Origin of the sequence: Streptomyces sp. NBC_00654 (assembly GCF_026341775.1) — a bacterium.
GTDB lineage: Bacteria > Actinomycetota > Actinomycetes > Streptomycetales > Streptomycetaceae > Streptomyces.
Window position 1 is genome coordinate 2,646,068 of the sequence record NZ_JAPEOB010000002.1, and the last position, 24,537, is coordinate 2,670,604.

19 protein-coding genes are annotated in these 24,537 nt (G+C 71.0%); 7 read left to right on the forward strand and 12 right to left on the reverse strand.

The genetic code is table 11. The features are described 5' to 3' along the window. Positions 1-103 precede the first annotated feature (103 nt). On the forward strand, positions 104-607 hold the full coding sequence (locus tag OHA98_RS32045; RefSeq protein WP_266930700.1) for a hypothetical protein: 504 nt from the start codon (positions 104-106) through the stop codon (positions 605-607). Between the two features lie 190 nt (positions 608-797). After that, positions 798-1,379 (forward strand): DinB family protein, encoded by a 582-nt coding sequence (locus tag OHA98_RS32050; protein WP_266930701.1) that lies wholly within the window; start codon positions 798-800, stop codon positions 1,377-1,379. Between the two features lie 101 nt (positions 1,380-1,480). Here the strand turns inward: OHA98_RS32050 and OHA98_RS32055 are convergent, their stop codons facing one another. From OHA98_RS32055 to OHA98_RS32080, 6 genes are all read right to left on the reverse strand, one after another. Next, positions 1,481-2,218 carry a VOC family protein gene (locus OHA98_RS32055; protein WP_266930703.1) on the reverse strand — a complete coding sequence of 246 codons (738 nt, stop codon included), beginning with the start codon at positions 2,216-2,218 and terminating at the stop codon, positions 1,481-1,483. A gap of 136 nt (positions 2,219-2,354) precedes the next feature. Further along, complete coding sequence (locus OHA98_RS32060; RefSeq protein ID WP_266930704.1) at positions 2,355-3,032, reverse strand: hypothetical protein; 678 nt, start codon at positions 3,030-3,032, stop codon at positions 2,355-2,357. 206 nt (positions 3,033-3,238) lie between these two features. Continuing rightward, on the reverse strand, positions 3,239-3,661 hold the full coding sequence (locus OHA98_RS32065; RefSeq protein ID WP_266930706.1) for an RNHCP domain-containing protein: 423 nt from the start codon (positions 3,659-3,661) through the stop codon (positions 3,239-3,241). Positions 3,662-3,703: 42 nt separating this feature from the next. Next, positions 3,704-4,045, reverse strand: a complete 342-nt coding sequence (locus OHA98_RS32070) for an RNHCP domain-containing protein (RefSeq protein WP_266931006.1) — start codon at positions 4,043-4,045, stop codon at positions 3,704-3,706. Positions 4,046-4,652: 607 nt separating this feature from the next. Then, entirely contained in the window at positions 4,653-5,837 is a 1,185-nt protein-coding gene (locus OHA98_RS32075; protein WP_266930707.1) for a serine hydrolase, read from the reverse strand. Positions 5,838-6,054: 217 nt separating this feature from the next. Then, positions 6,055-6,705, reverse strand: coding sequence for a DsbA family protein (locus OHA98_RS32080; RefSeq protein ID WP_266930708.1), 651 nt, complete (start codon positions 6,703-6,705; stop codon positions 6,055-6,057). Between the two features lie 146 nt (positions 6,706-6,851). Between OHA98_RS32080 and pepN (OHA98_RS32085) the strand changes: the two genes are divergently transcribed. The 5 genes from pepN (OHA98_RS32085) to pepN (OHA98_RS32105) all read left to right on the forward strand — a co-directional run bounded on the left by pepN (OHA98_RS32085) (position 6,852) and on the right by pepN (OHA98_RS32105) (position 18,644). Further along, on the forward strand, positions 6,852-9,452 hold the full coding sequence (gene pepN, locus OHA98_RS32085; protein ID WP_266930709.1) for an aminopeptidase N: 2,601 nt from the start codon (positions 6,852-6,854) through the stop codon (positions 9,450-9,452). A gap of 415 nt (positions 9,453-9,867) precedes the next feature. Further along, positions 9,868-10,938: a hypothetical protein gene (locus OHA98_RS32090; RefSeq protein ID WP_266930711.1), complete on the forward strand. Its 1,071-nt coding sequence runs from the start codon at positions 9,868-9,870 to the stop codon at positions 10,936-10,938. Positions 10,939-11,241: 303 nt separating this feature from the next. Continuing rightward, positions 11,242-14,544 carry a S8 family serine peptidase gene (locus OHA98_RS32095; RefSeq protein WP_266930713.1) on the forward strand — a complete coding sequence of 1,101 codons (3,303 nt, stop codon included), beginning with the start codon at positions 11,242-11,244 and terminating at the stop codon, positions 14,542-14,544. A 245-nt stretch (positions 14,545-14,789) separates the two neighbouring features. Further along, positions 14,790-15,818 (forward strand): aspartate-semialdehyde dehydrogenase, encoded by a 1,029-nt coding sequence (locus OHA98_RS32100; protein WP_266930715.1) that lies wholly within the window; start codon positions 14,790-14,792, stop codon positions 15,816-15,818. A 249-nt stretch (positions 15,819-16,067) separates the two neighbouring features. Further along, positions 16,068-18,644 (forward strand): aminopeptidase N, encoded by a 2,577-nt coding sequence (gene pepN / locus OHA98_RS32105; protein WP_266930717.1) that lies wholly within the window; start codon positions 16,068-16,070, stop codon positions 18,642-18,644. Positions 18,645-18,756: 112 nt separating this feature from the next. On the opposite strand, the gene OHA98_RS32110 is transcribed toward pepN (OHA98_RS32105), so the two are convergent. The 6 genes from OHA98_RS32110 to OHA98_RS32135 all read right to left on the reverse strand — a co-directional run bounded on the left by OHA98_RS32110 (position 18,757) and on the right by OHA98_RS32135 (position 24,367). Then, positions 18,757-19,218 (reverse strand): hypothetical protein, encoded by a 462-nt coding sequence (locus tag OHA98_RS32110; protein ID WP_266930718.1) that lies wholly within the window; start codon positions 19,216-19,218, stop codon positions 18,757-18,759. 90 nt (positions 19,219-19,308) lie between these two features. After that, positions 19,309-20,457, reverse strand: a complete 1,149-nt coding sequence (gene alc / locus OHA98_RS32115) for an allantoicase (RefSeq protein WP_266930720.1) — start codon at positions 20,455-20,457, stop codon at positions 19,309-19,311. Positions 20,458-20,520: 63 nt separating this feature from the next. Next, complete coding sequence (locus OHA98_RS32120) at positions 20,521-21,429, reverse strand: LysR substrate-binding domain-containing protein (protein WP_266930721.1); 909 nt, start codon at positions 21,427-21,429, stop codon at positions 20,521-20,523. Positions 21,430-21,539: 110 nt separating this feature from the next. Further along, positions 21,540-21,770, reverse strand: a complete 231-nt coding sequence (locus OHA98_RS32125) for a hypothetical protein (protein WP_266930723.1) — start codon at positions 21,768-21,770, stop codon at positions 21,540-21,542. A 20-nt stretch (positions 21,771-21,790) separates the two neighbouring features. Further along, positions 21,791-24,031: a 4-alpha-glucanotransferase gene (gene malQ, locus OHA98_RS32130; RefSeq protein ID WP_266930725.1), complete on the reverse strand. Its 2,241-nt coding sequence runs from the start codon at positions 24,029-24,031 to the stop codon at positions 21,791-21,793. Further along, the gene (locus tag OHA98_RS32135) at positions 24,032-24,367 is read right to left on the reverse strand and encodes a hypothetical protein (RefSeq protein ID WP_266930727.1); all 336 of its coding nucleotides are present in this window, start codon (positions 24,365-24,367) and stop codon (positions 24,032-24,034) included. Between the last annotated feature and the right edge of the window lie 170 nt (positions 24,368-24,537).

Consider the following 24,537-nt stretch of genomic DNA (forward strand, 5'->3'; position numbering starts at 1 on the left):
CAGTAATACCAGCCGTTGCGCGTGCGCTCGTCCCGCGAGCCGCCTTCCGATCACGGTGGACCATCCCGGTCACAGCACAAGGGTACGAAGGGGAGAGCCTGACATGGAGATCACGGTGGTCACGTTGCGAGAGGCCGATGAGCGATTCCGGCTGCGGTCGCTGTTCGGCCTCGGCAGAGCGGACGACGACGCGGAGGTCGTCGTCGTCTCGGGCGACGTCACTCTGGAGAACCTGTCACTCGATTTCTCCTATCTCGACACCTGGTCCGGACTGACGGCGACCAACTCGGCGTCCTTCAGCGGTCTCGTCGTCGACGGCGACCTCACCGTCACTGACTGGATAACCAACTGGGAGATGGATTTCAGACCGTTTCTCCTGTTACGCGGTGATGTGCGCGCGAAAAACTTCGGCACCTCGGGCAGCGAAGTCCTTGTCGAGGGAAATCTGGAGGTCGCACAGACTCTCGCCGGTATCTACAACCACGGTCTCACGGTCATCAAGGGCGACACCCGCGCCGAGGTTGTCCTGACCGAGGAGCACGCGTTCGAGTTCCACGGGCGCCTCAACGCTGAAATAGGCGACGAGTGCTTGCAGGTGCGCCGCTGACGGACCGGGTGTGGCCGTCGCGGCCCGGAGCCGTTGGGCGGGGCCGCGGCAGCCGACCACTGAGCAGCGCAGTAGCGCACGTCCTGCTCCACGCGACACAAGGCTGTTCCAACGCGTGCAGGTCAGGGCGGCGGCCATGGCCAGGCCGGGATCTTGAGACCACGAGCAGCCCGTGGCAGGCTCATGCCGCATGATCGATGAATTCGCGAAAGAGAACCTGCACGGGAGACTGCGGCGGGACCGCAACGCGCTGCTCTGGAAACTCGACGGCTTGTCCGAATACGACGCTCGCCGGCCTTTGACAGCGACCGGGACCAACCTCCTCGGCCTGGTCAAACACGTGGCCACCGTCGAGGCCGGGTACTTCGGCGAGGTCTTCGACCGCCCTTCCCCGGAACCGCTGCCCCGGTGGCAGGACTCCAACGGCAGCGATCTGTGGGCGGCCGAGGACGAGACCCGCGATCAGATCATCGAGTTCTACCGGCGCACGTGGGAACACTCGGACGCGACGATCAACGAGCTTCCCCTCGACGCCCCCGGCCACGTGCCGTGGTGGCCGGAGCCCCATGCCGAGACGAACCTGTTCGCCATCATGGTCCATGTCCTCGGCGAGTCCAACCGGCATGCCGGGCACGCCGATATCCTGCGCGAGGGCCTCGACGGCCGGACCGGGGTGCGCCCCGAACACGAGCAGCGGATCGACGAGGAAGCCCGTGCGGCCTACTGCGCGAAGATCGAGCAGGCCGCCAGGTCGGCCGCACCGGGCGGATGACGTGCACTGGATCACCGGGGGCACCATCCCAGTCTCCGGCTGCACGCGCTGACGCCACGCGGTCTTCGCCGCTGTCCGAAACCGGCCGGAGCCACTCAAGGTCAGCGAGGCGTGAGGAGGCAGAACTCGTTGCCTTCCGGGTCGGCCAGAATCGTCCAGGAGATGGTGGACTGGTCGATCCCGGGATCGGTGGCGCCCAGGGCGCGCAGTCGGGCTTCTTCTGCTGCCAGGTCGTCACCGGGGTAGGGGCGGACGTCGAGGTGGACGCGGTTCCACCCGCTCTTGGTGTCGGGGGTGCGGAGGAACTCCAGGTAGGGGCCGACGCCTTGGGCGGAGCGCATGGTCGCGTGGTCGTCGGTGACCTCGTGCGGCGTCCAGTCCATCGCCTGGCCCCAGAACCGGGCCATGGCTCGTGGGTCGGCGCAGTCGACCACCACCGCGGCGATCGGCCCGGTGTCCTGGTAGATCGGACGGGGCTCCAGGACGCAGAACTCGTTGCCCTCCGGGTCGGCCATGACCGTCCAGGGGACGTCGCCCTGCCCCACGTCGGCGAGTCTCGCGCCGAGACCCTTCAAGCGCTCAACCAACTCCGTCTGTTGGGCGGTGGAGGTGGTGGCCAGATCAAGGTGCACCCGGTTCTTCACCGTTTTGGCTTCCGGGCGGGCGACGATGTCGATGCAGACGGCCACGGGGTCGGGGTAGGCGAAACCCACGGGTTCGAGGTTGGTCACGCCGGGTCCCTCGCTGTCGAGACCCCAACCGAGTACCTCCGCCCAGAACCGGCCGAGCGCGGAGTCGTCATGGGCCTTCATATTGATCTGCACGAGTCTTGTTGCCATGCCGCAGATCCTAGAAGCTGCCGCCGCCCCGGGCCGTCGCGGCCATCCGAACCGCACAGTCCCAAGGCGGTCGTAGAGGACGAGTCGGGTTCTCTGGTCACCGTGCGGAGGAGGCTCGTTCCTCCGGACGCGGATGTCATCTGAAGAGCTTTCCCAGGTTGCTGGCGTAGCGCGTGATGATGTCGTACGCCAGCTGGGTGTTCCACTTGACGTTGAAGCGGGTGACCTGCTTGCGCCATTTCTCCTGGAGCGAGGGCTTGTCGGCGCTTGTGGAGCTGGGGTCGAGCATGCTGTAGGCGGTCTTGCACGAGGGGAGGCCCTTCGCCTGGTCGAAGATGTCCGCCAGCGAGTTCACGCCCCCCTCCTGCCCCAGTTCGTTCCACGTACCGGCTGCGGCTTTCGCGCACTTGTTGATGGCGTTGCCCAAGCGGTTGTACAGCGGGAGCGGAACGATTTGGACTCCGTCGCGCTCGGCGAGATCCCGGGCCAAGCCGGCGTACTGCGCCGCGAAAACGGCCTCCTGGGTAAGTTCGAGGGGGACCACATCCACGGTGTACCCGGGTGGTGGCTGGTACAGCACCGCCTGTTCTCCGGGCAGGACGACCACCCTTCCCTGAGGCAGCCCGAGCAGGATCTGCCGGGCGGCGGTTTCGGCGGCCCAACCCGCCGGGGTCGCGGGATGCGCGGGCGCACCGATCACGCTGCCGTTGTCGCTCCAGAGCTGGAGGGGCACGGTGCCGACGTTCCTGACAAGGGCGAGCGTCAACGCAACAACCGCGCAGGCAGCGCGGCGCCTCTTCCAGTAGGCCGTCATGGACGACGCCTTGCCCGCTTGCCCCCTCGGGAGACAGTCCCATTATCCGCGCGGATCAGAACAGGCGCGCGGCGACGCCATGGGCGGGGCGAGACCGGGGCCAGGGCCAGGTCCCGCCGTGGACCCATGCATCGGGCGAACACTCGGTGGGCGCTGCGGGCCCACCGGCCCAGGGGCGCCCGGAGAGTTCCGGGCGCCCCGCCGTGTCACAGCGCGAACAGCGCCCGTACGGGGATACGGGCGTCCGCCAACGGCCGCAGCGCCAGCCGCATCAGAGCCAGCGCGTTGTCGTCGCCCGCGATGCGGTTCGCGCTCAACTCCCCACAGGTAAGGCAGTGGTGGATCAGCGTCCACTCCCCGTCCTGCCGCACCGACAGGCTCAGCGCCTCCATGCGTCCGCCGCAACCGGCCGCCCGGTCGCCCGGTGTCCGCCGGTCGACGTGCAGGCTGGCCAGGCAGGACGGGCAGTGGTTGCGGTGTGCCGTACCCGGCGCCGCCAGTGGCACATCGAGCCGGCAGCCGACGCACCGGAACGCGTCACCACGTACCCCCGCCGGTCCGTGGAGCACGTCCTTGGGCCGCTGGGGGCGGTGCTGTCGCCCGGACTGCCGTGGTCTACGCCGTGGCACGGTCGCCTCCCGTTCCGCTCCCACGGAGCCTTCGGTCCCGGTTCACAGGTCACCGAACGCTTCGAGCGGGAACGGTGGCTGGGCCAGCGGCCGTACGGCCATCCGCATGAGGATCAGCTGGTTGTCGTCCCCGCAGACCGGGTTCGAGGTCAGTTCGTCACAGCGGGTGCAGCGGTGGACGACCATCCAGTCACCGGTGCGCAGCACCGCGATGGAGATGGGGGTCATCCGCCCCTCGCAGTCGGACGGCCCGCCCTCGACGTGGTCGATGAGGTGCTTCGAGTGCAGGCAGCTGGGGCAGTGGTTGCGCCGGTCCCCGCCGGGCGCGTGCGCGGCGACGGTCAGTCCGCAGCGCACACAGGTGAAGGTGTCGATGAAGGACATGGCTGAACGGTTCTGGGGGTTGTCGTTGGACACCCGGATTACTCCTTGCCGAAGGTGAGGAACAAAGCAGCAGGGAAGTACCGAGCAACCCTCAGAAGCACCCGGCGCGAAGTGCGGGGCACGGAGCGCGGGCGCGAAAGGACGGGGCGCGGAAAACGGGGCCGGACGGCGTACGGCGTACTGCGTCAGTCGGTCAGCAGGAAGCCGTGAACAGTGGCATGCGGTCAGACCCGGTCGCCCCGGCGCGGAAGGCGCGGCGAGGGAAGCTCGGAATTACTGGCCGGGGCATACATCAACTGCTTTCCAGGGCGCCGTGCGCCCAGAGGTCGCCTGCGGTCGGTACCGCGGCGGAGGTACGAGCACCGTAGCAACGGCCGCGGGACCGGCTCCACCGAATTACGTCCGCTCCGGCGGACCGGAGGACGACGGCCCCATGCGGCGCACGATGGGAAACCCGGAAGCGGTGTCCGCGGTGACGGGCGTACCCCTCGGTCCTGCGCGCCATCAGCTCGCGGACCGCGATGTCCTCCTGGCCCGGCCGCCCTCCCGGATCCGGGAGGGCGGCCGGGCCCGCCAACGCTTCCTTGACCGACGGTCTACTCGGCGGTCAGCCGCACAGTGCCGTGTCCACGGCCTTCTCCAGCGCCTTGTCCGCCTCGGCGGTCGGCTGGGTGGTCACCGCGATATTCACGGCGCGGCCCTCGCGGGTCACGCCGCCCCGGGTCTCGTATCCCGGGAAGCTGCCGCCGTGGCCCCAGTAGACACCGCCGCACGACAGGGGTTTGCTCATGAGTCCCAGTCCGTAGCGGGCGCCGGCGCCGAAGGTGGTTTCGGCGGGGCGGGTGTTGGTACGCATCTGGGCGAGCTGGGCCTTCGGGAGGAGGCGTCCGTCCAGGAGCGCGGAGAAGAACCGGTTGAGATCGGAGTTGGTGGAGATCAGCTGGCCTGCCGCCCAGCCCCAGGAGGGGTCCGTCTCCGTGAAGTCGGTCAGCGGCGCGCCCTCCGAGAGCGGGTAGTAACCCTTGGGGTGGGGTTCCCGGATGGTCACGTCGCCGGGGGCGGGGAAGTAGGTGTGGCGCAGCCCGAGGGGCTTGATGATGCGCCGGTCCAACTCCTCGGCGAGGGGGCGGCCGGTGACCTTCTGGATGATCAGGCCGGCCAGCACGTAGTTCGTGTTGCTGTACTTCCAGCTCTTCCCGGGGGCGAATTCGGCCTTGTGCTGGAGGGCGATACCGACGAGCTCCCGGGGGTCGTAGTACCGGGGCTGGATGTCGTAGTCGGTGTAGTTGGGCAGTCCGCTGGTGTGCTGGAGGAGCTGTCGGACGGTGATGCGGCGTCCGTCGATCCCGTCCCCGCGTACGAGGCCGGGCAGATAGGTCTCGACCCGGTCGCCGAGGCGGATCCTCCCCTCGGCGACCAGTTGCAGCACGACCGCGGCCGTGAACGTCTTGGTGTTGCTGCCGACCCGCACCTGACCGTCCCTGGGCACCGCCGCCCCGGTGGCCAGGTCGCCCACCCCGGCCGTGTAGGTCCGGTGGTGGCCCGCGCGGTCCGTGACGCTCGCCAGCGCGGCGGGCATGCCATGGGTGTTCACCAGCGCGTTCAGGTCCTGCTGGACGGCGTCCGGCCCGGGGGCGTCCGGCCGGGAGGCGGCGAACGCCGCCGGTGGCGCGAGGACCCCCACCGTCATCACGCCCACGACCACCGCCGCCGCGGCGGACACGGCTCCGCGCCGGCCACCCCGCTGCCGCCGCCCGGAAGAACGGAACTTCTGCCTCGCCTGCTCGCGCACGTGCCAACTCCTGGGGAAACGTGGGGAAACCCGGCGTTGTCGCCGGGCCCCCAGCATTTCCGGACACGGCTGCCCGGAGCGATCCCGCTAGCTGCCCGTTCCTGGTGGGGCTATCCCCCGCAGCCGCCGCCGGCCCCGGGGTGGTGCGGGGGCTCCGGCCGGAACCCCGCAACGCCCGCCCTCGGACACGGACCGCGAAACGGACCGCGAGACGGACTCAGTCGAAGATCGGGTCCTGTGTCCGGGTGCGCTTGATCTCGTAGAAGCCCGGGATCGACGCGACCAGCAGCGTGCCGTCCCACAGCTTCGCCGCCTCCTCGCCCTTCGGGGCCGGGGTGACGACGGGACCGAAGAAGGCGATCTGCTCGCCGTCCGCGCCGGGGACGGCGATCACCGGGGTGCCGACCTCCTGGCCGACCTTGTCGATGCCCTCCTTGTGGGAGGCGCGCAGCTCGGTGTCGTACGCGTCGGAGTCGGCGTACTCCACGAGGTCCGCGGGCAGGCCGACGTCCTTGAGGGCGCCGGCGATCGCCTCGCGGGTCGGGCCCTCGCCGTTGTTGTGGATACGGGTGCCGAGCGCTGTGTAGAGGGGGCCGACGACCGCGTCGCCGTGCTTCTGCTGGGCGGCGATGACGACGCGGACCGGCGCCCAGGCCTGGTTCGCCAGGAGGTCGCGGTACTCCTCGGGCAGCTCGTCGATCTTGTCCTCGTTCAGGACGGCCAGGCTCATCACGTGCCAGCGGACCTCGACGTCGCGGACCTTCTCCACCTCCAGCATCCAGCGCGAGGTCATCCACGCCCAGGGGCAGAGCGGATCGAACCAGAAGTCGGCCGGAGTTCTGCCGTTCACCGTGCTGTTGTCAGACATGTCTCTCCTCAAGAGGGCGGTTCCCACCTGTGCGGCAGAACACCGCAGGGCGGTTCACCCATTCCCGGATACCGGCGCTCCGGGCCGCATGCGAGGATCAAAGGCGTTCGAACACGACACAAAACGCGCGTCACGAAGGAGTGCCCGTGCCTGGTGAAAACCTGTCCCGCGACGAGGCCCATGAGCGGGCCGAGCTGCTGACCGTCGATGGATACGAGGTCGCGCTCGACCTGCGTTCCGCCCTCGGTGAGCCCGACGAGGGCGACGGGGAGGCCGGCGGCACCGGCCCGCGGACCTTCCGCTCGCTGACCACCATCCGGTTCCGCGCGGCCCGCGCCGGGACCCCGTCCTTCGCCGACCTGGTGGCGCCGAGCGTCAACGCGGTGACGCTGAACGGTACGGCCCTGGACCCGGCGGCCGTCTTCGACGGGACCCGGGTGGCGCTGGACTCCCTCGTCGAGGGCGAGAACGTCCTGGTGGTCGACGCGCAGTGCGCGTACAGCCGGACCGGCGAGGGCATGCACCGGTTCGTCGACCCGGAGGACGGCGAGGTCTACCTCTACACGCAGTACGAGCCGGCCGACGCCCGGCGGGTCTTCGCCAACTTCGAACAGCCCGACCTGAAGGCTCCGTACCGCTTCCGGGTGACGGCGCCGGAGGGCTGGCGGGTGTGGAGCAACGGGGCCGAGGAGTCCCACGAGGGCGAGGTGTGGACCTTCGCCGAGACGAAGCCGATCTCCACGTACATCACGACCGTCGTCGCCGGTCCGTACCACTACGAGACCGACCACTACACCCGTACCTTCGAGGACGGCTCCAAGCTGGAGATCCCGCTCGGGGCGATGTGCCGCAAGGGGCTGGCCCGCCACTTCGACACCGACGACATCTTCCTCGTCACCAAGCAGGGGCTGGACTTCTTCCACGACCACTTCGACTACCCGTACCCGTTCGGGAAGTACGACCAGGCCTTCGTGCCCGAGTACAACCTCGGCGCCATGGAGAACCCGGGCTGTGTCACCTTCCGCGAGGAGTACATCTACCGCGGCAAGGTCACCTCGGCGTCCTACGAGCGCCGGGCCAACGTCATCCTGCACGAGATGGCGCACATGTGGTTCGGCGACCTGGTCACCATGCAGTGGTGGGACGACCTGTGGCTGAAGGAGTCCTTCGCCGACTTCATGGGGTCCTTCTCCATGGTGGAGGCGACCCGCTTCACCAACGGCTGGATCACCTTCGCCAACAACCGCAAGGCCTGGGCCTACCGCGCCGACCAGCTGCCCTCCACCCACCCGATCACGGCCGACATCCGTGACCTGGAGGACGCCAAGCTGAACTTCGACGGCATCACGTACGCCAAGGGCGCCTCCGTCCTGAAGCAGCTGGTGGCGTACGTCGGCCGGGACGCGTTCCTGGAAGGCGCCCGGCGCTACTTCAAGCAGCACGCGTACGGCAACACCCAGCTGGGCGACCTGCTCTCGGTGCTGGCCGAGACGTCCGGCCGCGACATGAGCGCCTGGTCGCGCTCCTGGCTCCAGACGGCGGGTGTCAATGTGCTCACCCCCGTCGCCACGTACGACGAGGCCGGGCGGATCACCGAGCTGGCCGTGGTCCAGGAGGCCGCGGAGTCGCACCCGGAGCTGCGCCCGCACCGCGTCGCGGTGGGCCTGTACCGGCGCAACCCGGACGGCGACCTGGTGCGCTACGCCCGCGCCGAGGTGGACGTCGCCGGGCCGCGCACGGTGGTCGGGGAACTGGCCGGGGCCGAGCGGCCCGAGCTGATCCTGGTCAACGACGACGACCTGACGTACTGCAAGGTGCGTTTCGACGAGGACTCCCTCGCCACCCTGCGTGAGCACCTCGGCGACATCACCGACCCGCTCGCGCGGGCGCTGTGCTGGTCGGCCCTGTGGAACCTGACGCGCGACGGGCTGATGCCCGCCCGCGACTTCGTCCACCTGGTGCTGGCGTTCTCCGGCCGGGAGTCGGACATCGGCGTGCTCCAGATGCTGCACGCGTGGACGCAGTCTGCGCTGGTGCACTACGCCGCTCCCGCCTGGCGCGAGGAGGGCGGCACGGCACTCGCCGAGGGCGCCCTGCACGAGCTGCGGCTCGCCGAGCCGGGCAGCCAGCACCAGCTGACCTGGGCCCGGTTCTTCGCGGCGACCGCCACCTCGGAGGCGGACTTCCAGCTGCTGGGCGGGCTGCTCGACGGCACCGCCCGGATCGAGGGGCTGGACGTCGACCAGGAGCTGCGCTGGGCGTTCCTGTCCCCGCTGGCCTCCCACGGAGTGGCCGACGAGTCGGTCATCGACGCCGAACTGGCCCGCGACGACACGGCCTCCGGCAAGCGGCACCAGGTGCGCGCTCTGGCCTCGCGGCCCTCGGCCGCGGTGAAGGCGCAGGCGTGGGCGGCGGTCGTGGAGTCGGACAAGCTGTCCAACGCGCTGGTCGAGGCGACGATCGCGGGCTTCGTGCAGCCCTCGCAGCGCGAACTGCTGGCGCCGTACTCCGCCGCGTACTTCGAGGCGATCGAGCGGGTGTGGACCGAGCGTTCCATCCAGATCGGCATGGACGTGGTCAAGGGGCTCTTCCCGGGGCTCCAGGACGACCCGGCCACACTCTCGGCGACGGACGCGTGGCTGGCCGCACGCCCTGACGCGGCACCGGCGCTGCGCCGTCTGGTGCTGGAGGCCCGCGACGACCTGGCGCGTGCGCTGCGCGCCCAGGAGTGCGACAAGAAGGCCTGAGCCGCACGGGACAGAGACGCGCTCGCGCAACACCCCCTCATGCACAGGGGGTTCCGCGCGAGCGCGTCTCTGCCCGCGAGGCTGCGCGGGCGGCCGGCACGGGCGGCCGGCACGGGCGGCCGGCACGGGCGGTTGCGCAGGCGGTTGCGCAGGCGGCTTGCACGAGCGGGCGGCACGGGCGCGTCGGCATGAGCAGCCCGCATGAGGGGATTGCGCGAAGGATTTGTGTAAAGGGGTGCGCGAGGGGCGCTCGTTCGACGCTCGCACATCCGCTCGTGGCGCCCCGGCACAATCCGCTGTGTCACGGCTCTTTTCGGCCGTCGAACATCCGTCCTTTAGGACAGCGTTGTCCTGAATTGTCGACGGGTGTGTAACAGGGGTTAGCGCTCCCGTGTCGAGCGGGAAACCCCGGGACATGACCCAGAACACCCCGCTCTCCTCCTGCCCCCTGAACCACCTCCGCGAGGTCCGCCAACGCGTGCTGTCCACCGCCCAGTTGCGGGCGCGCGGGGTGTCCGCCACACAGGCCGCCTCGCAGTGTCTGCCGAGCGGCCCCTGGCAGCAGTTACTGCCGGGGGTCTATCTGCTGCACCGGGAGCCGCCCACCGGTGCGGACCGGCTGCACGGCGCCCTCCTCTACGCAGGGCGTACGCCGGCCCCAGGACGACGGGCGGCTTCCCCGCAGGCCGCGGCCGCGCAAGCGGGGTCCGGGTACGGGGCGGCGATGGTCACGGGGCTCGCGGCGCTCACGCTGTACGGCTTCGAGTCCGCCCCGTCACTGATGTCACTGCGCCGGATCGATGTGCTCGTGCCCCGCACCCGGCGGCTGCGCTCGACCCGGTTCGTCCAGGTGCTGCGGTCCGCCGGGCTGCCCGGCCCCGGGCATGTCGCCGGGGTGCCGGTCGCGCCGGTGGAGCGGGCGCTCGCCGACGCGGTGGCGGAGCTGACGGACGCGGCGGCCGTGCGCCGGCTGCTGACCGAAGCGGTCCGGGGCGGGCACAGCGAGCCCGCCGCGGTCGTACGGGAGCTGAGCGCGGCGAAGCTGCTGAGCCGGGCGACGGTGGTCGATGCCGTGGACTCGCTGCTGGCCGAGGGACGGGCGGTGGCGGAGCGGAGGCTGTACGCGATGGTGCGAGACCAGGCGCTGCCGGACCCGCTGTGGAACGTGGAGCTGCGGATGCCGGGCGGCCCGGGGCTGGGCGGGGTCGACGCCTACTGGCCCGACCAGGCCGTCGCGGTGGTGCTGGACACCCGCGCGCCCCGGCACGGTGCGCCGGACGCCGAGGACCGGAAGGAGCACGACGCGTGGTGGTCCGCGTACCCCACGGGGCGGGAGCATCTGGAGGGGCTCGGGATCACCGTCGTCCATGTCACCCCGAAGAAGCTGCGCGAGGCGATGGAGCAGCAGGCGACGGTGGTGCGTACGGCGCTGAAGGCGGCGGCCGACCGCGAGCCGGCCGCGTACGTGATGATCCTTCCGCGCTGAACCCCGGCCGCGTACGTGATGGTCCCCTCCGCGCCGAACCCGGGCCGCGCACATGGTGATCCCTCCGCGCCGGGAGCCGCCGGCCGCGCGGGCGGGCTCCGGGGCTCCGGGGCCCCAGGGCCCCAGGGCTCCAGGGAGTCGACTTTCACCCCATTCATCCCCCGTGACGCATCAGCCGCGTTGGCGGATCTCTGCCATGTCCAATTCTCGTCTCCGTCAACTCTCCACAAACCCCTGTCATTTACGAAAGGGTGAGCGGTCATCCGGTACCGAATTCCGGACTCTCTCTTTCAGATACCAGGGATGCTGATGACCAAGGAATCCCCCAGCTCCATACCCGGGGCGAGACGCGCCGCCCGTATCGCGGCCGCTGCCGGTCTGGTGGCCGCACTGGCCGCCTCCGGTGCCGCCCCGGTCTTCGCCGCCGACGACCCGGCCCCCGCCGTCAAGCCGTCCGCCACGAGCGGCAAGACCGACAAGCTCGGCAAGGCCGACGCCGACGTGCTGTCCAAGGCCGAGGCCAAGGGCGAGAAGAACGTCACGATGATGGTCGCCACCACTCCGGGTGCGACCGAGCAGGTCACCAAGCAGCTGGACGCCGTCAAGGGGTCCGTGCTGGGGCAGACGTACGACAAGCTCGGCTATGTCCGCGCGACCGTACCGACCGCCTCGGCCGAGTCGACGATCAAGGCGGCGTCGAAGCTGTCGTCCGTCCTCGGCATCGATCTCAAGCAGGAGATCAAGCTGGACGACCCGACGCCCTCGGGCGACCGGGCCGCCGGGGCGAAGAAGGCGAAGGCCACGGGCAGTTACCCGGCCCCCGGCAAGAAGACTCCGGCGAAGAACCCGTACAACCCGTCCTTCGAGACGGGCGCGGTCGACTTCGTCGCGCAGCACCCGAAGGCCGACGGCCGCGGGATCACCATCGGTGTCCTGGACTCCGGCGTCGACCTCGGTCACCCGGCCCTCCAGAAGACCACCACCGGCGAGCGCAAGATCGTCGACTGGGTGACCGCGACCGACCCGGTCGACGACGAGGACGGCACCTGGCTGCGGATGACCGAGTCGGTCTCCGGCCCGACGTTCACCGCCCAGGGCAAGACGTACTCGGCGCCCGCGGGCTCGTACCGGTTCAGCCTGTTCAAGGAGTCCGCCACGCTCGGCGGCGAGATGGCGGGCGACCTCAACCGTGACGGTGACACCACCGACACGTGGGGCGTGCTGTACGACCCGGTCACCGGCACCACCCGCGTCGACCTGAACAGCGACGCGGACTTCTCCAACGACACCGTCCTGAAGCCGTACAAGGACAAGCACCAGGTCTCCTACTTCGGCAAGGACGACCCGCGCACCGACGTCGTCGAGCGCATCCCGTTCGTCGTCGAGACCCGCAAGAACGTCGTCTACAACGCCGCGGGCGCCAAGGCCGACTTCGTCAGCATCGGTGTCATCGAGGGCGCGCACGGCACGCACGTCGCGGGCATCACCGCGGCCAACGGCCTGTTCGGCGGCAAGATGAACGGTGCGGCGCCCGGCGCCAAGATCGTCTCCTCGCGCGCCTGCACCTGGACCGGCGGCTGCACCAACATCGCGCTCACCGAGGGCATGATCGACCTCGTCGTGAACCGCGGTGTCGATGTCGTCAACATGTCGATCGGCGGCCTGCCGCCGCTGAACGACGGCAACAACGCCCGTGCCGAGCTCTACAAGCGGCTCATCGACATCTACGGCGTCCAGCTGGTCATCTCGGCCGGCAACGACGGTCCGGGTGTCAACACCATCGGTGACCCCGGTCTCGCCGACCACGTCATCTCGGTGGGCGCGTCCATCTCCAAGGAGACGTGGGCCGCCAACTACGGCTCGAACGTCACCAAGAAGTACGACATGCTGCCCTTCTCCTCGCGCGGTCCGCGTGAGGACGGCGGCTTCGCGCCGGTCATCACGGGGCCGGGCTCCTCCATCAACACCACCCAGACCTGGCTGCCGGGCGGACCGGTCAAGGAGGCGGGTTACAGCCTGCCGGCCGGTTACTCCATGCTCCAGGGCACCTCGATGTCCTCGCCGCAGGTCGCCGGTGCCACCGCGCTGCTGCTGTCCGCCGCGAAGCAGCAGAACATCGAGCTGCCGCCGGCCGATCTGCGCACCGCGCTGACGAGCACCGCCACCCACATCAAGGGAGTGCCCGCGCACGCCCAGGGTGCCGGTCTCATCGACATCGTCGGTGCCTGGAAGGCCATCGGCAAGGGCGCCACCGCGCACGAGTACTCGGTGAAGGCCCCGGTCGACACCGCGATCGACTTCGCGCTGAAGGACCCGGGCTTCGGCACGGGCCTGTACGACCGTGAGGGCGGCCTCAAGGCCGGCCAGAAGAAGTCGTACGACGTCACCGTCACCCGCACCACGGGTCCGGACCGCAACGTCAAGCACAAGCTGAAGTGGAAGAACAACGACGGCACCTTCAAGCTGACCGGCCCGAGCACCGTCTCGCTGCCGCTCGGCAAGCCGGTGACCGTCAAGGTCCAGGCGAAGCCCGGCTCGGCCGGCGTGCACAGCGCGATCCTCACGGTGGACGACAAGAAGACCGTCGGTGTGGACCACCAGATCCTCACCACCGTCGTCGTGGCCACCGACCTCAAGAAGCCGGGTTACGCGTTCAAGGCGTCCGGCTCGGTGCAGCGCAACAGCTCCACGTCGTACTTCCTGAACGTGCCGGAGGGCGCCAAGACCCTTGAGGTCGCCCTCAGCGCCCTGCGTTCGGGCAGCCAGACGCGGTTCATCTCCCTGCACCCGTACGGGGTCGCGATGGAGGACAGCGCCACGATCTACTGCTACCCGAACTACGAGAACCCGGCCAACACCTGCCGCCCGGACGTGCGGTCCTACAAGGACCCGCAGCCCGGCGTCTGGGAGATCGAGGTCGAGTCGCGTCGTACGTCGCCGCTGCTGGACAACCCGTACAAGCTGGATGTCAGCCTGCTCGGCGCGTCCTTCGACCCGGCCGTGCAGACCATCGCCGAGGCGAAGATCGGCAGCCCGGCCGCGGTGGACTGGACGGTCACCAACAACGCCGCCGCCCTGGAGGGCAAGCTCAAGGGCGGTTCGCTGGGTTCGGCCAACGTCGAGCGTCCGTCGATCTCCACGGGTGAGACCTACGAGACCACGGTCACCATCGGTGAGGGCGTCGAGAAGCTGGACGTCGCCATCGGCGGCACCTCGGACGCCAACGCCGACCTGGACCTGTACGTCTTCAAGGGCAGCGCGGAGGTCGGCAAGTCGACCACCGCGGGCTCCGAGGAGGCCGTCAGCCTGGTCAAGCCCGCCGCCGGTACGTACACCGTCGTCATCGACGGCTACTCGGTCCCGGCCGGGACCACCGAGTACGACTACCGCGACGTGTTCTACTCGCCGTCGCTCGGCACGCTCAAGGTCGACGAGTCGAAGGCCGTGAACCTGGCCAACGGCGCCTCGGCCCAGGTCGGCGCCGAGGTCCTGGTCGCCGGAGCGGCTCCCGAGGGCCGGCAGTTCTTCGGTGAGGTCCGGCTGGTGAACCCCCGCGGAACCGCGGCGGGCACCGGCAGCGTCGTGATCGAGAAGGTCGCGCCGTAACGCGTGTGATCCATGGAACAACCAGCGGGGCGGGCGCTCTCCCGGGAGCTCCCGCCCCGCTGTACGTCGTACGCCGCCCGGTCCCGGGGCCCCGGAGATGTTCCCCCTCCGGGGCCGGAACGCCACAGAATGTCCGGTCCGTGTCCCAGGATTCCGCAGGCCGGACAATGGATTGGACAAGGCGGGCAGGGACATACGCATCATGGAGCGGCAAGCGGGCCGCACAAACGTACAGAGGAGCTCCTGTGAAGGTCGGAATCGTCGGCGCCACCGGTCAGGTCGGCACAGTCATGCGCAGGATCCTGGCCGAGCGGAAGTTCCCGGTCGCCGAGCTGCGGCTGTTCGCCTCCGCGCGCTCGGCCGGTTCCACGATCGAGTGGCAGGGCACGGACATCACCGTCGAGGACGCCTCCACGGCCGACTACACGGGCCTGGACATCGTGCTCTTCTCCGCCGGTGGCGCGACCTCGAAGGCGCTGGCCGGGAAGGTCGCCGCCCAGGGCGCCGTCGTGATCGACAACTCGTCCGCCTGGCGGATGGACCCCGAGGTCCCGCTGGTCGTCTCCGAGGTCAACCCGCACGCGGCGCTCATCCGGCCCAAGGGGATCATCGCCAACCCGAACTGCACCACGATGGCCGCGATGCCCGTGCTGCGCCCGCTGCACACCGAGGCCGGCCTCGAAGCGCTGACGGTCGCCACCTACCAGGCGGTGTCCGGCTCCGGTGTCGCCGGGGTCGCCGAGCTGCACGGCCAGGTGTCCAAGGTCGTCGCCGAGTCCGACCGGCTCGCCCATGACGGCGAGGCCGTGGACTTCCCCGAGCCGGGTGTCTACAAGCGCCCGATCGCCTTCAATGTGCTGCCGCTGGCCGGTTCGATCGTCGACGACGGCTCGTACGAGACGGACGAGGAGCAGAAGCTCCGCAACGAGTCCCGCAAGATCCTGGAGATCCCGGGCCTCAAGGTGTCCGGCACCTGCGTCCGGGTCCCGGTCTTCTCCGGGCACTCGCTCCAGATCAACGCCCGTTTCGCCCGTCCGATCAGCGTCGAGCGCGCCTACGAGCTGCTGAAGGACGCGGAGGGCGTCGAGCTCTCGGAGATCCCGACCCCGCTCCAGGCGGCCGGCAAGGACGCCTCGTACGTGGGCCGCGTCCGGGTCGACGAGACCGTCGAGCACGGCCTCGCGCTGTTCGTCTCCAACGACAACCTCCGCAAGGGCGCGGCGCTGAACGCCGTGCAGATCGCGGAGCTGGTGGCGGCCGAGCTCCAGGGCTGATCCTTCGCGCCTCACGTCCCGCACGCCGATGGGCGGTCACCGGGTTCCGGTGGCCGCCCATCGGCGTGCTCAGGCTCATCTGCGTGCTCAGGCCCATCGGCGTGCTCAGGCGCATCGGCATACGGAGCCGCGCATGGTTCGGGGGGCCGTGCGGGCCGCCGTCCATGTCCGGCGGAAAACGGACATCGCGCGGGGTGCGTGCCGCGTGGAAGGATGGCCGGAAACGTCGCATACCAAGGAGATGACCGCGTGCCTGGCACGAATCTGACCCGCGAAGAGGCACAGGAGCGGGCGCGCCTGCTGACCGTGGACGCGTACGAGATCGATCTCGACCTCTCCGGAGCGCAGGAGGGCGGTACCTACAGGTCCGTCACCACCGTGCGCTTCGACTCCGCCGAATCCGGTGCCGAGTCCTTCATCGACCTGGTCGCCCCGGCGGTGCACGACGTCGAGCTGAACGGGAAGTCGCTCGACGTCGCCGCCGTCTTCCGGGACTCACGGATCGCGCTGCCGCACCTGCTGGCGGGCGCCAACGAGCTGAAGGTCGTAGCGGACTGCGCGTACACCAACACCGGTGAGGGTCTGCACCGCTTCGTCGACCCGGTCGACGAGCAGGCTTACCTGTACACGCAGTTCGAGGTGCCCGACGCGCGCCGCGTGTTCGCGAGCTTCGAGCAGCCCGACCTGAAGGCGACCTTCCGGTTCACCGTGAAGGCGCCGGAGGGCTGGACCGTCATCTCGAACTCGGCGACGCCCGAGCCGAAGGACAACGTCTGGTCCTTCGACCCGACGCCGCGCATCTCGACGTACATCACGGCCCTGATCGCCGGCCCGTACCACTCGGTGCACAGCAGCTACGAGAAGGACGGCCAGTCCGTCCCGCTCGGCATCTACTGCCGTCCCTCGCTCGCCGAGTACCTCGACGCGGACGAGATCTTCGCCGTCACGCGGCAGGGCTTCGACTGGTTCCAGGAGAAGTTCGACTACGCGTACCCCTTCGCCAAGTACGACCAGCTCTTCGTCCCGGAGTTCAACGCGGGCGCGATGGAGAACGCGGGCGCGGTCACGATCCGCGACCAGTACGTGTTCCGCTCGAAGGTGACGGACGCCGCGTACGAGGTGCGGGCCGAGACCATCCTGCACGAGCTGGCCCACATGTGGTTCGGCGACCTCGTCACCATGGAGTGGTGGAACGACCTGTGGCTGAACGAGTCGTTCGCCACGTACACCTCGATCGCCTGCCAGGCGTACGCCGAGGGCTCGAAGTGGCCGCACTCCTGGACCACGTTCGCCAACTCCATGAAGACCTGGGCGTACCGGCAGGACCAGCTGCCCTCCACGCACCCGATCATGGCGGAGATCAACGACCTCGACGACGTCCTCGTCAACTTCGACGGGATCACGTACGCGAAGGGCGCCTCGGTCCTGAAGCAGCTCGTGGCGTACGTCGGCATGGACGAGTTCTTCAAGGGCGTGCAGGCCTACTTCAAGGCGCACGCCTTCGGCAACACGCGCCTGTCGGACCTGCTGGGCGCGCTGGAGGAGACCTCCGGCCGTGACCTGAAGACCTGGTCGAAGGCCTGGCTGGAGACGGCGGGGATCAACATCCTGCGCCCGGAGATCGAGACGGACGAGAACGGTCACGTCACGTCCTTCGCGGTCCTCCAGGAGGCTCCCGCCCTGCCCGCCGGCGCGAAGGGCGAGCCGACGCTGCGCCCGCACCGCATCGCGATCGGCTGCTACGACCTCGACGCGGACGGCAGGCTGGTCCGGACGAAGCGGATCGAGCTGGACGTCGACGGCGAGCGCACCGCCGTCCCGTTCCCGGCGGACACGGCCCGCCCGGCCGTCGTCCTGCTCAACGACGACGACCTCTCGTACGCGAAGGTCCGGCTCGACGAGGAGTCGCTGCGGGTCGTCACCGCGCACCTCGGCGACTTCACCGAGTCGCTGCCGCGCGCCCTGTGCTGGGCCTCCGCCTGGGACATGACCCGGGACGGCGAGCTGGCGACGCGGGACTACCTCTCCCTCGTCCTGTCCGGCATCGGCAAGGAGTCGGACATCGGCGTCGTCCAGTCGCTGCACCGGCAGGTGAAGATGGCTCTGGACCTGTACGCGGCGCCGGAGTCCCGTGAGGCCGTCCTGATCCAGTGGACGGACGCCACGCTGGCCCACCTGCGGGCCGCGCGGCCGGGCAGCGACCACCAGCTGGCGTGGGCCCGCGCCTTCGCGGCGACCGCCCGCAACCCGCAGCAGCTGGACCTGCTCCAGGCCCTGCTGAACGGCTCGGAGACCATCGAGGGGCTGGCGATCGACACCGAGCTGCGCTGGGCGTTCGTGCAGCGGCTGGCCGCGACCGGCCTGCTGGACGAGGAGGAGATCGCCGCCGAGTACGAGCGCGACCGGACGGCGGCGGGCGAGCGCCACGCCGCGACCGCCCGTGCCGCGCAGCCCTCGGCGGAGGCGAAGGCCGCGGCGTGGGCCTCGGTCGTCGAGTCCGACCGGCTTCCGAACTCCCTCCAGGAGGCGGTGATCGGCGGCTTCGTCCAGACCGACCAGCGCGAGCTGCTGGCGCCGTACACGGAGAAGTTCTTCGCCTCGGTGAAGGACGTCTGGGACTCGCGCAGCCACGAGATGGCCCAGCAGATCGCGGTGGGCCTCTACCCGGCCCTCCAGGTCTCGCAGGCCACCCTGGACGCCACCGATGCCTGGCTGGCCTCGGCGGAGCCGAGCGCGGCCCTGCGCCGGCTGATGTCGGAGTCCCGGTCGGGCGTGGAGCGCGCGCTGAAGGCCCAGGCCGCGGACGCGGAGGCGGCGACCGCGTAATCGCCGCACCGCCGCACACGTGAGGGGCGCCTCCCTGAGGGGGGCGCCCCTTCGGTTTCGGGCCGCTCGGGCCGCTCGGGCCGCTTTCCCGGTGATCCGGGCCGTTCCCGGGCTACTCGGGCCGCGGTGCCAGGATCAGCGGCCGGCTCTCGCCCGACCGGGCCTCCGCCACGACCTCCTCGGCCGGCGTCCCGGCGGATGCCGTCAGTACGGCGGTGATGTCCGTGGCCCGTGCGTAGGTGGCGGGACTGACCCGGGCGCTCACCCGCAGCAGCCGCAGCGCCTCCGGATCGGCCGCCGCCCGTTCGGGGAACCGGTCCGCGTCGGCCTCCAGCCCCTTCAGTACGGCGGGGTACGCGACGATGTCCACGGTCAGCAGCTCACCGTCCAGCCGGCGCTCGGCCCAGCCGTCCGTCTGCACGAAGTGGAGGCAGCCGTCGCCTTCGTATCCGTACATACCGAGCCGGGCGACGGCGTCCTCGCCCGGGGTCCTCCCCTCGGCCGCGGTCACCACGAGCGTCACGGAATCCGGATCGTCCGGATCCAGCCCGGTGCACAGTACGAGCTCTGCCATCTGCCATCCCCACGGGAGCGAAGTAACGGGACCGACGGCAGACTAGTCCGTCCTCCGAAAGCCCTCGGACGCCCGGCTCCCCGTAGCCCCTCAGGCGCCCGACTCCTCGTAGCGGCGGGCCAGTTCGGCCGCACCCGTCTCCGTGAACGTGCCGTGCAGACGCATCCGGGCCACTCCGCCGTCGGGGAAGGTGTCGAGGCGGACATGGGTGACCACGGCCCGGGCGCGCGGCACGAAGCGGTGCGGGGTGTCCGGCTGGAGCGCGGTGCGGGGGATGATCTCGAACCATTCGCCCGTCTCCCCGTTGCGGCCCTGGAGGGCGATCCAGCCGGCCGCGTTGCCCTTGAGGCAGGCGGTGTCGATCTCGACCGCGCGGACCGCGCCCTGGGCGGGCAGCCGGAAGCGGACCCAGTCGTTCGAGTCGCGGACCCGGCGACGGCGGTTCTCCCAGCCGTCGTCCATCTTGCGGGAGGTGCCGGGCAGGATGATCTGGGTGGGCGAGGAGTAGAAGCGGTCGGAGGCGTCCTCGTACGTACCGCCGTTCAGGACCGAGATCAGGTCGACGGTGCCGAGTGCGGCGAGCCAGGCCGGGTCGGGGATCACCTCGCCGTGCACCCGGAGGCGGGCGATGCCTCCGTCGGGGTGCTGGCAGAGGCGGATATGGGTGTAGCGGCGGCCGCCGGTGATCTCGAAGGCGTTGGCGGCGTGGCCGCGTACGGGGGCCGGCGGGACGATCTCGTCCCACTTCACGTCGTCGCCCAGCAGCTCGGCGGGGCCGGGCGCGCCCTCGACCGCGGTGGCCTGGACCGATACGCGCTGGGGGTAGTTGCCGCGGAAGTGGGCGGTGTCCACGACGATGCCGCGGATGATGCCGGGGGCGCCGAGCCGGACGATGGCCCAGTCGTGCTCCCCGGGGGCGGGGAAGGGGTGGGCCGCGTCGGCACCGCGCCGGCGGCGGGTCTCCCAGCCGTCCATGATCTTGCCCTTGTGCCCGAATCGCTCGGGGTCGAAGACGGCCGGCTCGCGGACCAGGAGGTTCTCGCGCTCGGCGAAGAACTCGTCGTTGGCGGCGATCACGCCCGCGCCGAGGCGGCGGTCGGCGAGGTCGACGAGGTCGGTGAAGGAGAGGTCGCCGGCCGTGCGGTAGTCGGCGTACGGGTCGCCACCGCCGTAGGGAGCCGCGTCACGGGCATGGGGGTCGGTGTCCTGGAATGTGGTCCCGCTCGCGTCGAAGGTCATGGGCCGACTGTCCTACGCCGAATCCATCAGGTCCATCGAAAGTTTTCGCACATCGTGTTCAGCTCAGCTGAACGATCGGGCGGCTGTGACGAGGGCCTCCAGCACCCGCGCCACGGCCGGGCCCTGTTCCGCCCCCTGCCGGACCGCCGCCACCACATGCCGCCGGGGCCGGTCCGCCTCCAGGACCCGCAGCACCACGCCCTCCCGGCGCTCCCGCGAGGCCATCCGGGGAATCAGGGCGATGCCCATGCCCGCCTCGACCAGGGAGAGGATCGCCGTCCAGCCCGCGGCGCTGTGCGCCTGCTCGGGCACGAACCCGGCGGCCTCGCACGCCGCCGTCGTGATCTGCGACCAGGGGCCCGAGCCGCCGAAGATCCATGGGTCACCGGCCAGGTCCGCCAGCCGGAGGGCGGGAGCGCGGGCCAGCCGGTGGTCCGCCGGGAGGGCCACGTCCAGGGGGTCGGCCAGCAGGGGCAGCAGGGTGAACCGGGGATCGCGCTCCGTCGGGGCGTGCGCGGCGAGGGAGAGGGCCAGGTCCACGTCGCCGGAGGTGAGCAGCTCGTACGCCTGCGCCGCCTCGGCCTCCCGGACCCGTACGTCCGGCGCCGGGCGGTCCTCGGCGCGCAGGAGCCGGACGGCCGGTACGACGAGGGCGGGTACGGCGGTGGAGAACGCGCCGACCCTGACCTCGCCCGCCTCGCCGCGCAGATAGCCGGCCAGTGCGGCGTCGGCGCGCTCCAGTTCGGCGAAGACCGCCTCGGCGTGGCGGAGGACGAGGTGGGCGGCGTCGGTGAGGCGGACCCGTCGCCCCCGGGCCTCCAGGAGCGGCACACCGAGCTGTCCGGCCAGATTGCTGAGCTGCTGGGAGACCGCGGACGGGGTCATCAGCAGTGCCTCGGCGGTCGCGGTCACCGTGCCCCGGTCGCGCAGGGTGCGCAGGATGCGGAGCTTCTTGACGTCCCACTGGGTCATGGGCGCAACCTACCGGGCGGGTACGCCCGCCGGCCCCGGTGCCCGGACACACGGAAGCGCCGCTCGGTAGCTCGTACCGGCGGCGCACCCGTCAGGGATTGCGGCAGTGCTCAGGCCTGCTTCTTGGACCTGTCCAGCACCATGACCAGGCCCGTGATCACCACGAACAGGGCGATGGGCGCCACGACATAGAGGCCGATGGTCTCCATCGCGCTCAGGCCGGGGCCCGGGTCGTCGCCGTCATCGCGGGTGAGCGCGAGCGCCGGGGACGACATGAGCAGCATCATCAGCGTCGTACCGGCCGCGACGGCGCCGGCGCGCATAGCGTTCTTCTTGTCCACGGTGCAAACGTAGCGAACGCCTAGGAGCGACGCGCGCCCGGGGGTGCCGTATGACCCTTTCGGGGCCTCAGAACGTCCATCAGGCCGTGCAGTCGGGCCGAGTGGGCCAGCTCCTCCAGGGTGACGGGGTGTCCTTCGGCATCGGCCACGGGCAGCCGCCAGTTGGGGTACTGGTCCCAGGTGCCGGGGAGATTCTGCGGACGGCGGTCGCCGACCGTGTCGGGCAGCCAGACGCCGACCATGCGGGCCGGGGTGCTCAGCAGGAAGCGGTGGACGGCCCGGACGGCGGCCTCCTCCTGCCCCTCGCCCTCGGGGAGCAGCCGGAGCCGGGCGAGGTGTGCCAGCCACTCGGCGGTGCCGGTGGCGTCCTCGGTCAGCTCCTGCTCCAGGGGACGGGTGAGCAGGCCGAGCCGGTGGCGCAGTGTCACATGGTCGCCGGTCAGCCGGGCCGCGGTGGACGGCAGGTCGTGGGTGGTGGCCGTGGCCAGGCAGTCCCGGCGCCAGCTCTCCGGCGGGAGCGGCCGGCCCGTGCCGTTCCAGTCGCGCTCGAACCAGAGCACGGAGGTGCCGAGCACGCCCCGCCGGGCGAGTGCCTCGCGCACGCCGGGTTCGACGGTGCCCAGGTCCTCCCCCACGACGACGGTCCCGGCCCGGTGCGCCTCCAGGACGAGGACGGCGAGCATCGCCTCGGCGTCCTGGGCGACATAGGTGCCCTCGGTGGGCGGGCGGCCCTCGGGGACCCACCAGAGCCGGAAGAGGCCCATCACATGGTCGATGCGCAGGGCGCCCGCGTGGCGGAGCAGCCCGCGCAGCAGGCCGCGGTAGGCGGCGTATCCGGTGGCGGCGAGGACGTCGGGGCGCCACGGGGGCAGCCCCCAGTCCTGGCCGTGCGCGGTGAAGGCGTCGGGGGGCGCGCCGACGGACATCCCGCGGGCGAAGACGTCCTGCTGGGCCCAGGCGTCGGCGCCCCGGGGGTGCACCCCGACGGCCAGGTCGTGGACGATCCCGATGCCCATCCCGGCGTCCTCGGCGGCGCGCTGGGCGTCGGCGAGCTGAGTGGCGGTCAGCCAGGCGAGCCTGCTGTGGAAGTCGACCCGGTCCAGCAGCCCGGTGCGGGCGTGGGCGGTCTCCCGCGAGCGGGGGTCGCGCAGCGCGGCGGGCCAGGTGTGCCAGTCGGGGCCGTGCACCTCGGCGAGGGCGCACCACAGGGCGTGGTCCTCCAGGGCCTGTCCGTGCTCGGCCAGGAAGTCGCAGTAGGCGGCCCGCCGGCCGGGGGTCAGCGGCACCTCGTGGATGAGCTCCAGGGCCTGCCGCTTGAGCTCACGGACGGCGTCCCGGTCGATCAGCGCGCCCTTGTTCAGCACGGCCTCGCGCAGGGAGGCGGCGTCCTGGCGGAGGTCGTCCAGGGTGGTCCGGCCCTGGACGAGCCCGTATTCGGGGATCGACTCGACGCGCAGATGGACGGGGTCGGGGAAGCGGCGCGAGGAGGGGCGGTAGGGGGACGGGTCGGAGGGTCTGCCCGGTACGGCCGCGTGGAGCGGGTTGACCTGGACGAAGCCGGTGCCGAGGGTCCGCCCGGACCAGGCGGCGAGGTCGGCGAGGTCGCCGAGGTCGCCCATGCCCCAGGAGCGCGCGGAGAGCAGGGAGTAGAGCTGGACCAGGAAGCCATGGGTGCGGGCGGGCGGCTGCGGGGCGCGGGGCGGGGCGACGACGAGCGTGGTGGTGGCCCGGGCGAGGCCGGCCGTGTGGACGGTGAGGCGGTGGACGCCGAGCGGCGGGTCGGTCCACCAGGAGGGCGCGGGCAGCCCCTCGGCCCGGTCCGGGGCGGGCGGTCCGGGCGGGCGGTCCGCGACGGGTGGGGCTTCCGCCCCGTCCGCGGCGGGCGGGCGGTCCGGGCGGTCCGTGGCCCGGACCGCCCCCCGTGACACCCGCATCAGCAGGGGCCGCGGCGCGGGGCCGTCGTCCCGGCCGGGCTCGGGCTCCGGGTCGACGGTCAGCATCGTTCCGGGCGGCAGCTCGGTGAGGGCGGGCGGCAGCGGTTCGCCGGACCAGATCACCACCGTCGGCGGGAGCAGCCGGGAGGCCGCCGCCGATTCGGCCGCCGTCAGCGATCTCCGTACGTCCTCGGGGGTGCCGGCGTCCACGCCCAGCGCGGCGAGCACGGCCGTGACCGTGCCGTCGGGGACGGACACCGTGACATCCGGGGACGGGGAGCAGGAGGTGGCGACGCCGTGCAGTGCGGCGAGCCGGGACAAGCCCATTCAGACTCCAGGGAACTCCATGCCCCCTGCGGTGCCGGGTGCGGTCGGCTCGCTGGTCAGAGGGGCGACGGCGGCGAGCGGTGGCTCGCTCGTGAGCGGGGTGGCGTCGGCGAGCGGGGGCTCGCTGGTCAGGGGTGCGGCGTCGGCGAACGAGGATTCACCGATCGGCCGGGGGACATCGGCGAGCGGCGGCCCGCTGATCAGCGGAGCCACCTCCGCCAGGGGCGGTTCACTGGTGAGCGGAGCGGAGCCGGGCGGGCCGGCCACCTGTCCGGGGACGTGTCCGGGGACCTGTTTGGAGAGGGCGGAGAGCAGAAGCTGCGCGGCGGCGGGCATGGTGGCCTCCTGGCCGTGGAGAACAGGACACAGCAGGCCTACCCAGCCCCAGCGGGAGCAGACGTGGACGAGACGTAGGCGTTATGACAACGAGCCCGACGTGCCGTAGGTCACATTCCGTTCCCCCGTACGGCGACTATGCGGCGTTTTCGGCCGGTCGGAGCCAGGCC

What these genes read in the sequence shown, in the direction of transcription:
- OHA98_RS32045 (WP_266930700.1), top strand. Translation starts at nt 104, where the DNA reads ATGGAGATCACGGTGGTCACGTTGCGAGAGGCCGATGAGCGATTCCGG.
- OHA98_RS32050 (WP_266930701.1), top strand. Translation starts at nt 798, where the DNA reads ATGATCGATGAATTCGCGAAAGAGAACCTGCACGGGAGACTGCGGCGG.
- OHA98_RS32055 (WP_266930703.1), bottom strand. Translation starts at nt 2,218, where the DNA reads ATGGCAACAAGACTCGTGCAGATCAATATGAAGGCCCATGACGACTCC.
- OHA98_RS32060 (WP_266930704.1), bottom strand. Translation starts at nt 3,032, where the DNA reads ATGACGGCCTACTGGAAGAGGCGCCGCGCTGCCTGCGCGGTTGTTGCG.
- OHA98_RS32070 (WP_266931006.1), bottom strand. Translation starts at nt 4,045, where the DNA reads ATGTCCTTCATCGACACCTTCACCTGTGTGCGCTGCGGACTGACCGTC.
- OHA98_RS32080 (WP_266930708.1), bottom strand. Translation starts at nt 6,705, where the DNA reads ATGTCTGACAACAGCACGGTGAACGGCAGAACTCCGGCCGACTTCTGG.
- OHA98_RS32090 (WP_266930711.1), top strand. Translation starts at nt 9,868, where the DNA reads ATGACCCAGAACACCCCGCTCTCCTCCTGCCCCCTGAACCACCTCCGC.
- OHA98_RS32095 (WP_266930713.1), top strand. Translation starts at nt 11,242, where the DNA reads ATGCTGATGACCAAGGAATCCCCCAGCTCCATACCCGGGGCGAGACGC.
- OHA98_RS32110 (WP_266930718.1), bottom strand. Translation starts at nt 19,218, where the DNA reads ATGGCAGAGCTCGTACTGTGCACCGGGCTGGATCCGGACGATCCGGAT.
- alc (WP_266930720.1), bottom strand. Translation starts at nt 20,457, where the DNA reads ATGACCTTCGACGCGAGCGGGACCACATTCCAGGACACCGACCCCCAT.
- OHA98_RS32120 (WP_266930721.1), bottom strand. Translation starts at nt 21,429, where the DNA reads ATGACCCAGTGGGACGTCAAGAAGCTCCGCATCCTGCGCACCCTGCGC.
- malQ (WP_266930725.1), bottom strand. Translation starts at nt 24,031, where the DNA reads ATGGGCTTGTCCCGGCTCGCCGCACTGCACGGCGTCGCCACCTCCTGC.
- OHA98_RS32135 (WP_266930727.1), bottom strand. Translation starts at nt 24,367, where the DNA reads ATGCCCGCCGCCGCGCAGCTTCTGCTCTCCGCCCTCTCCAAACAGGTC.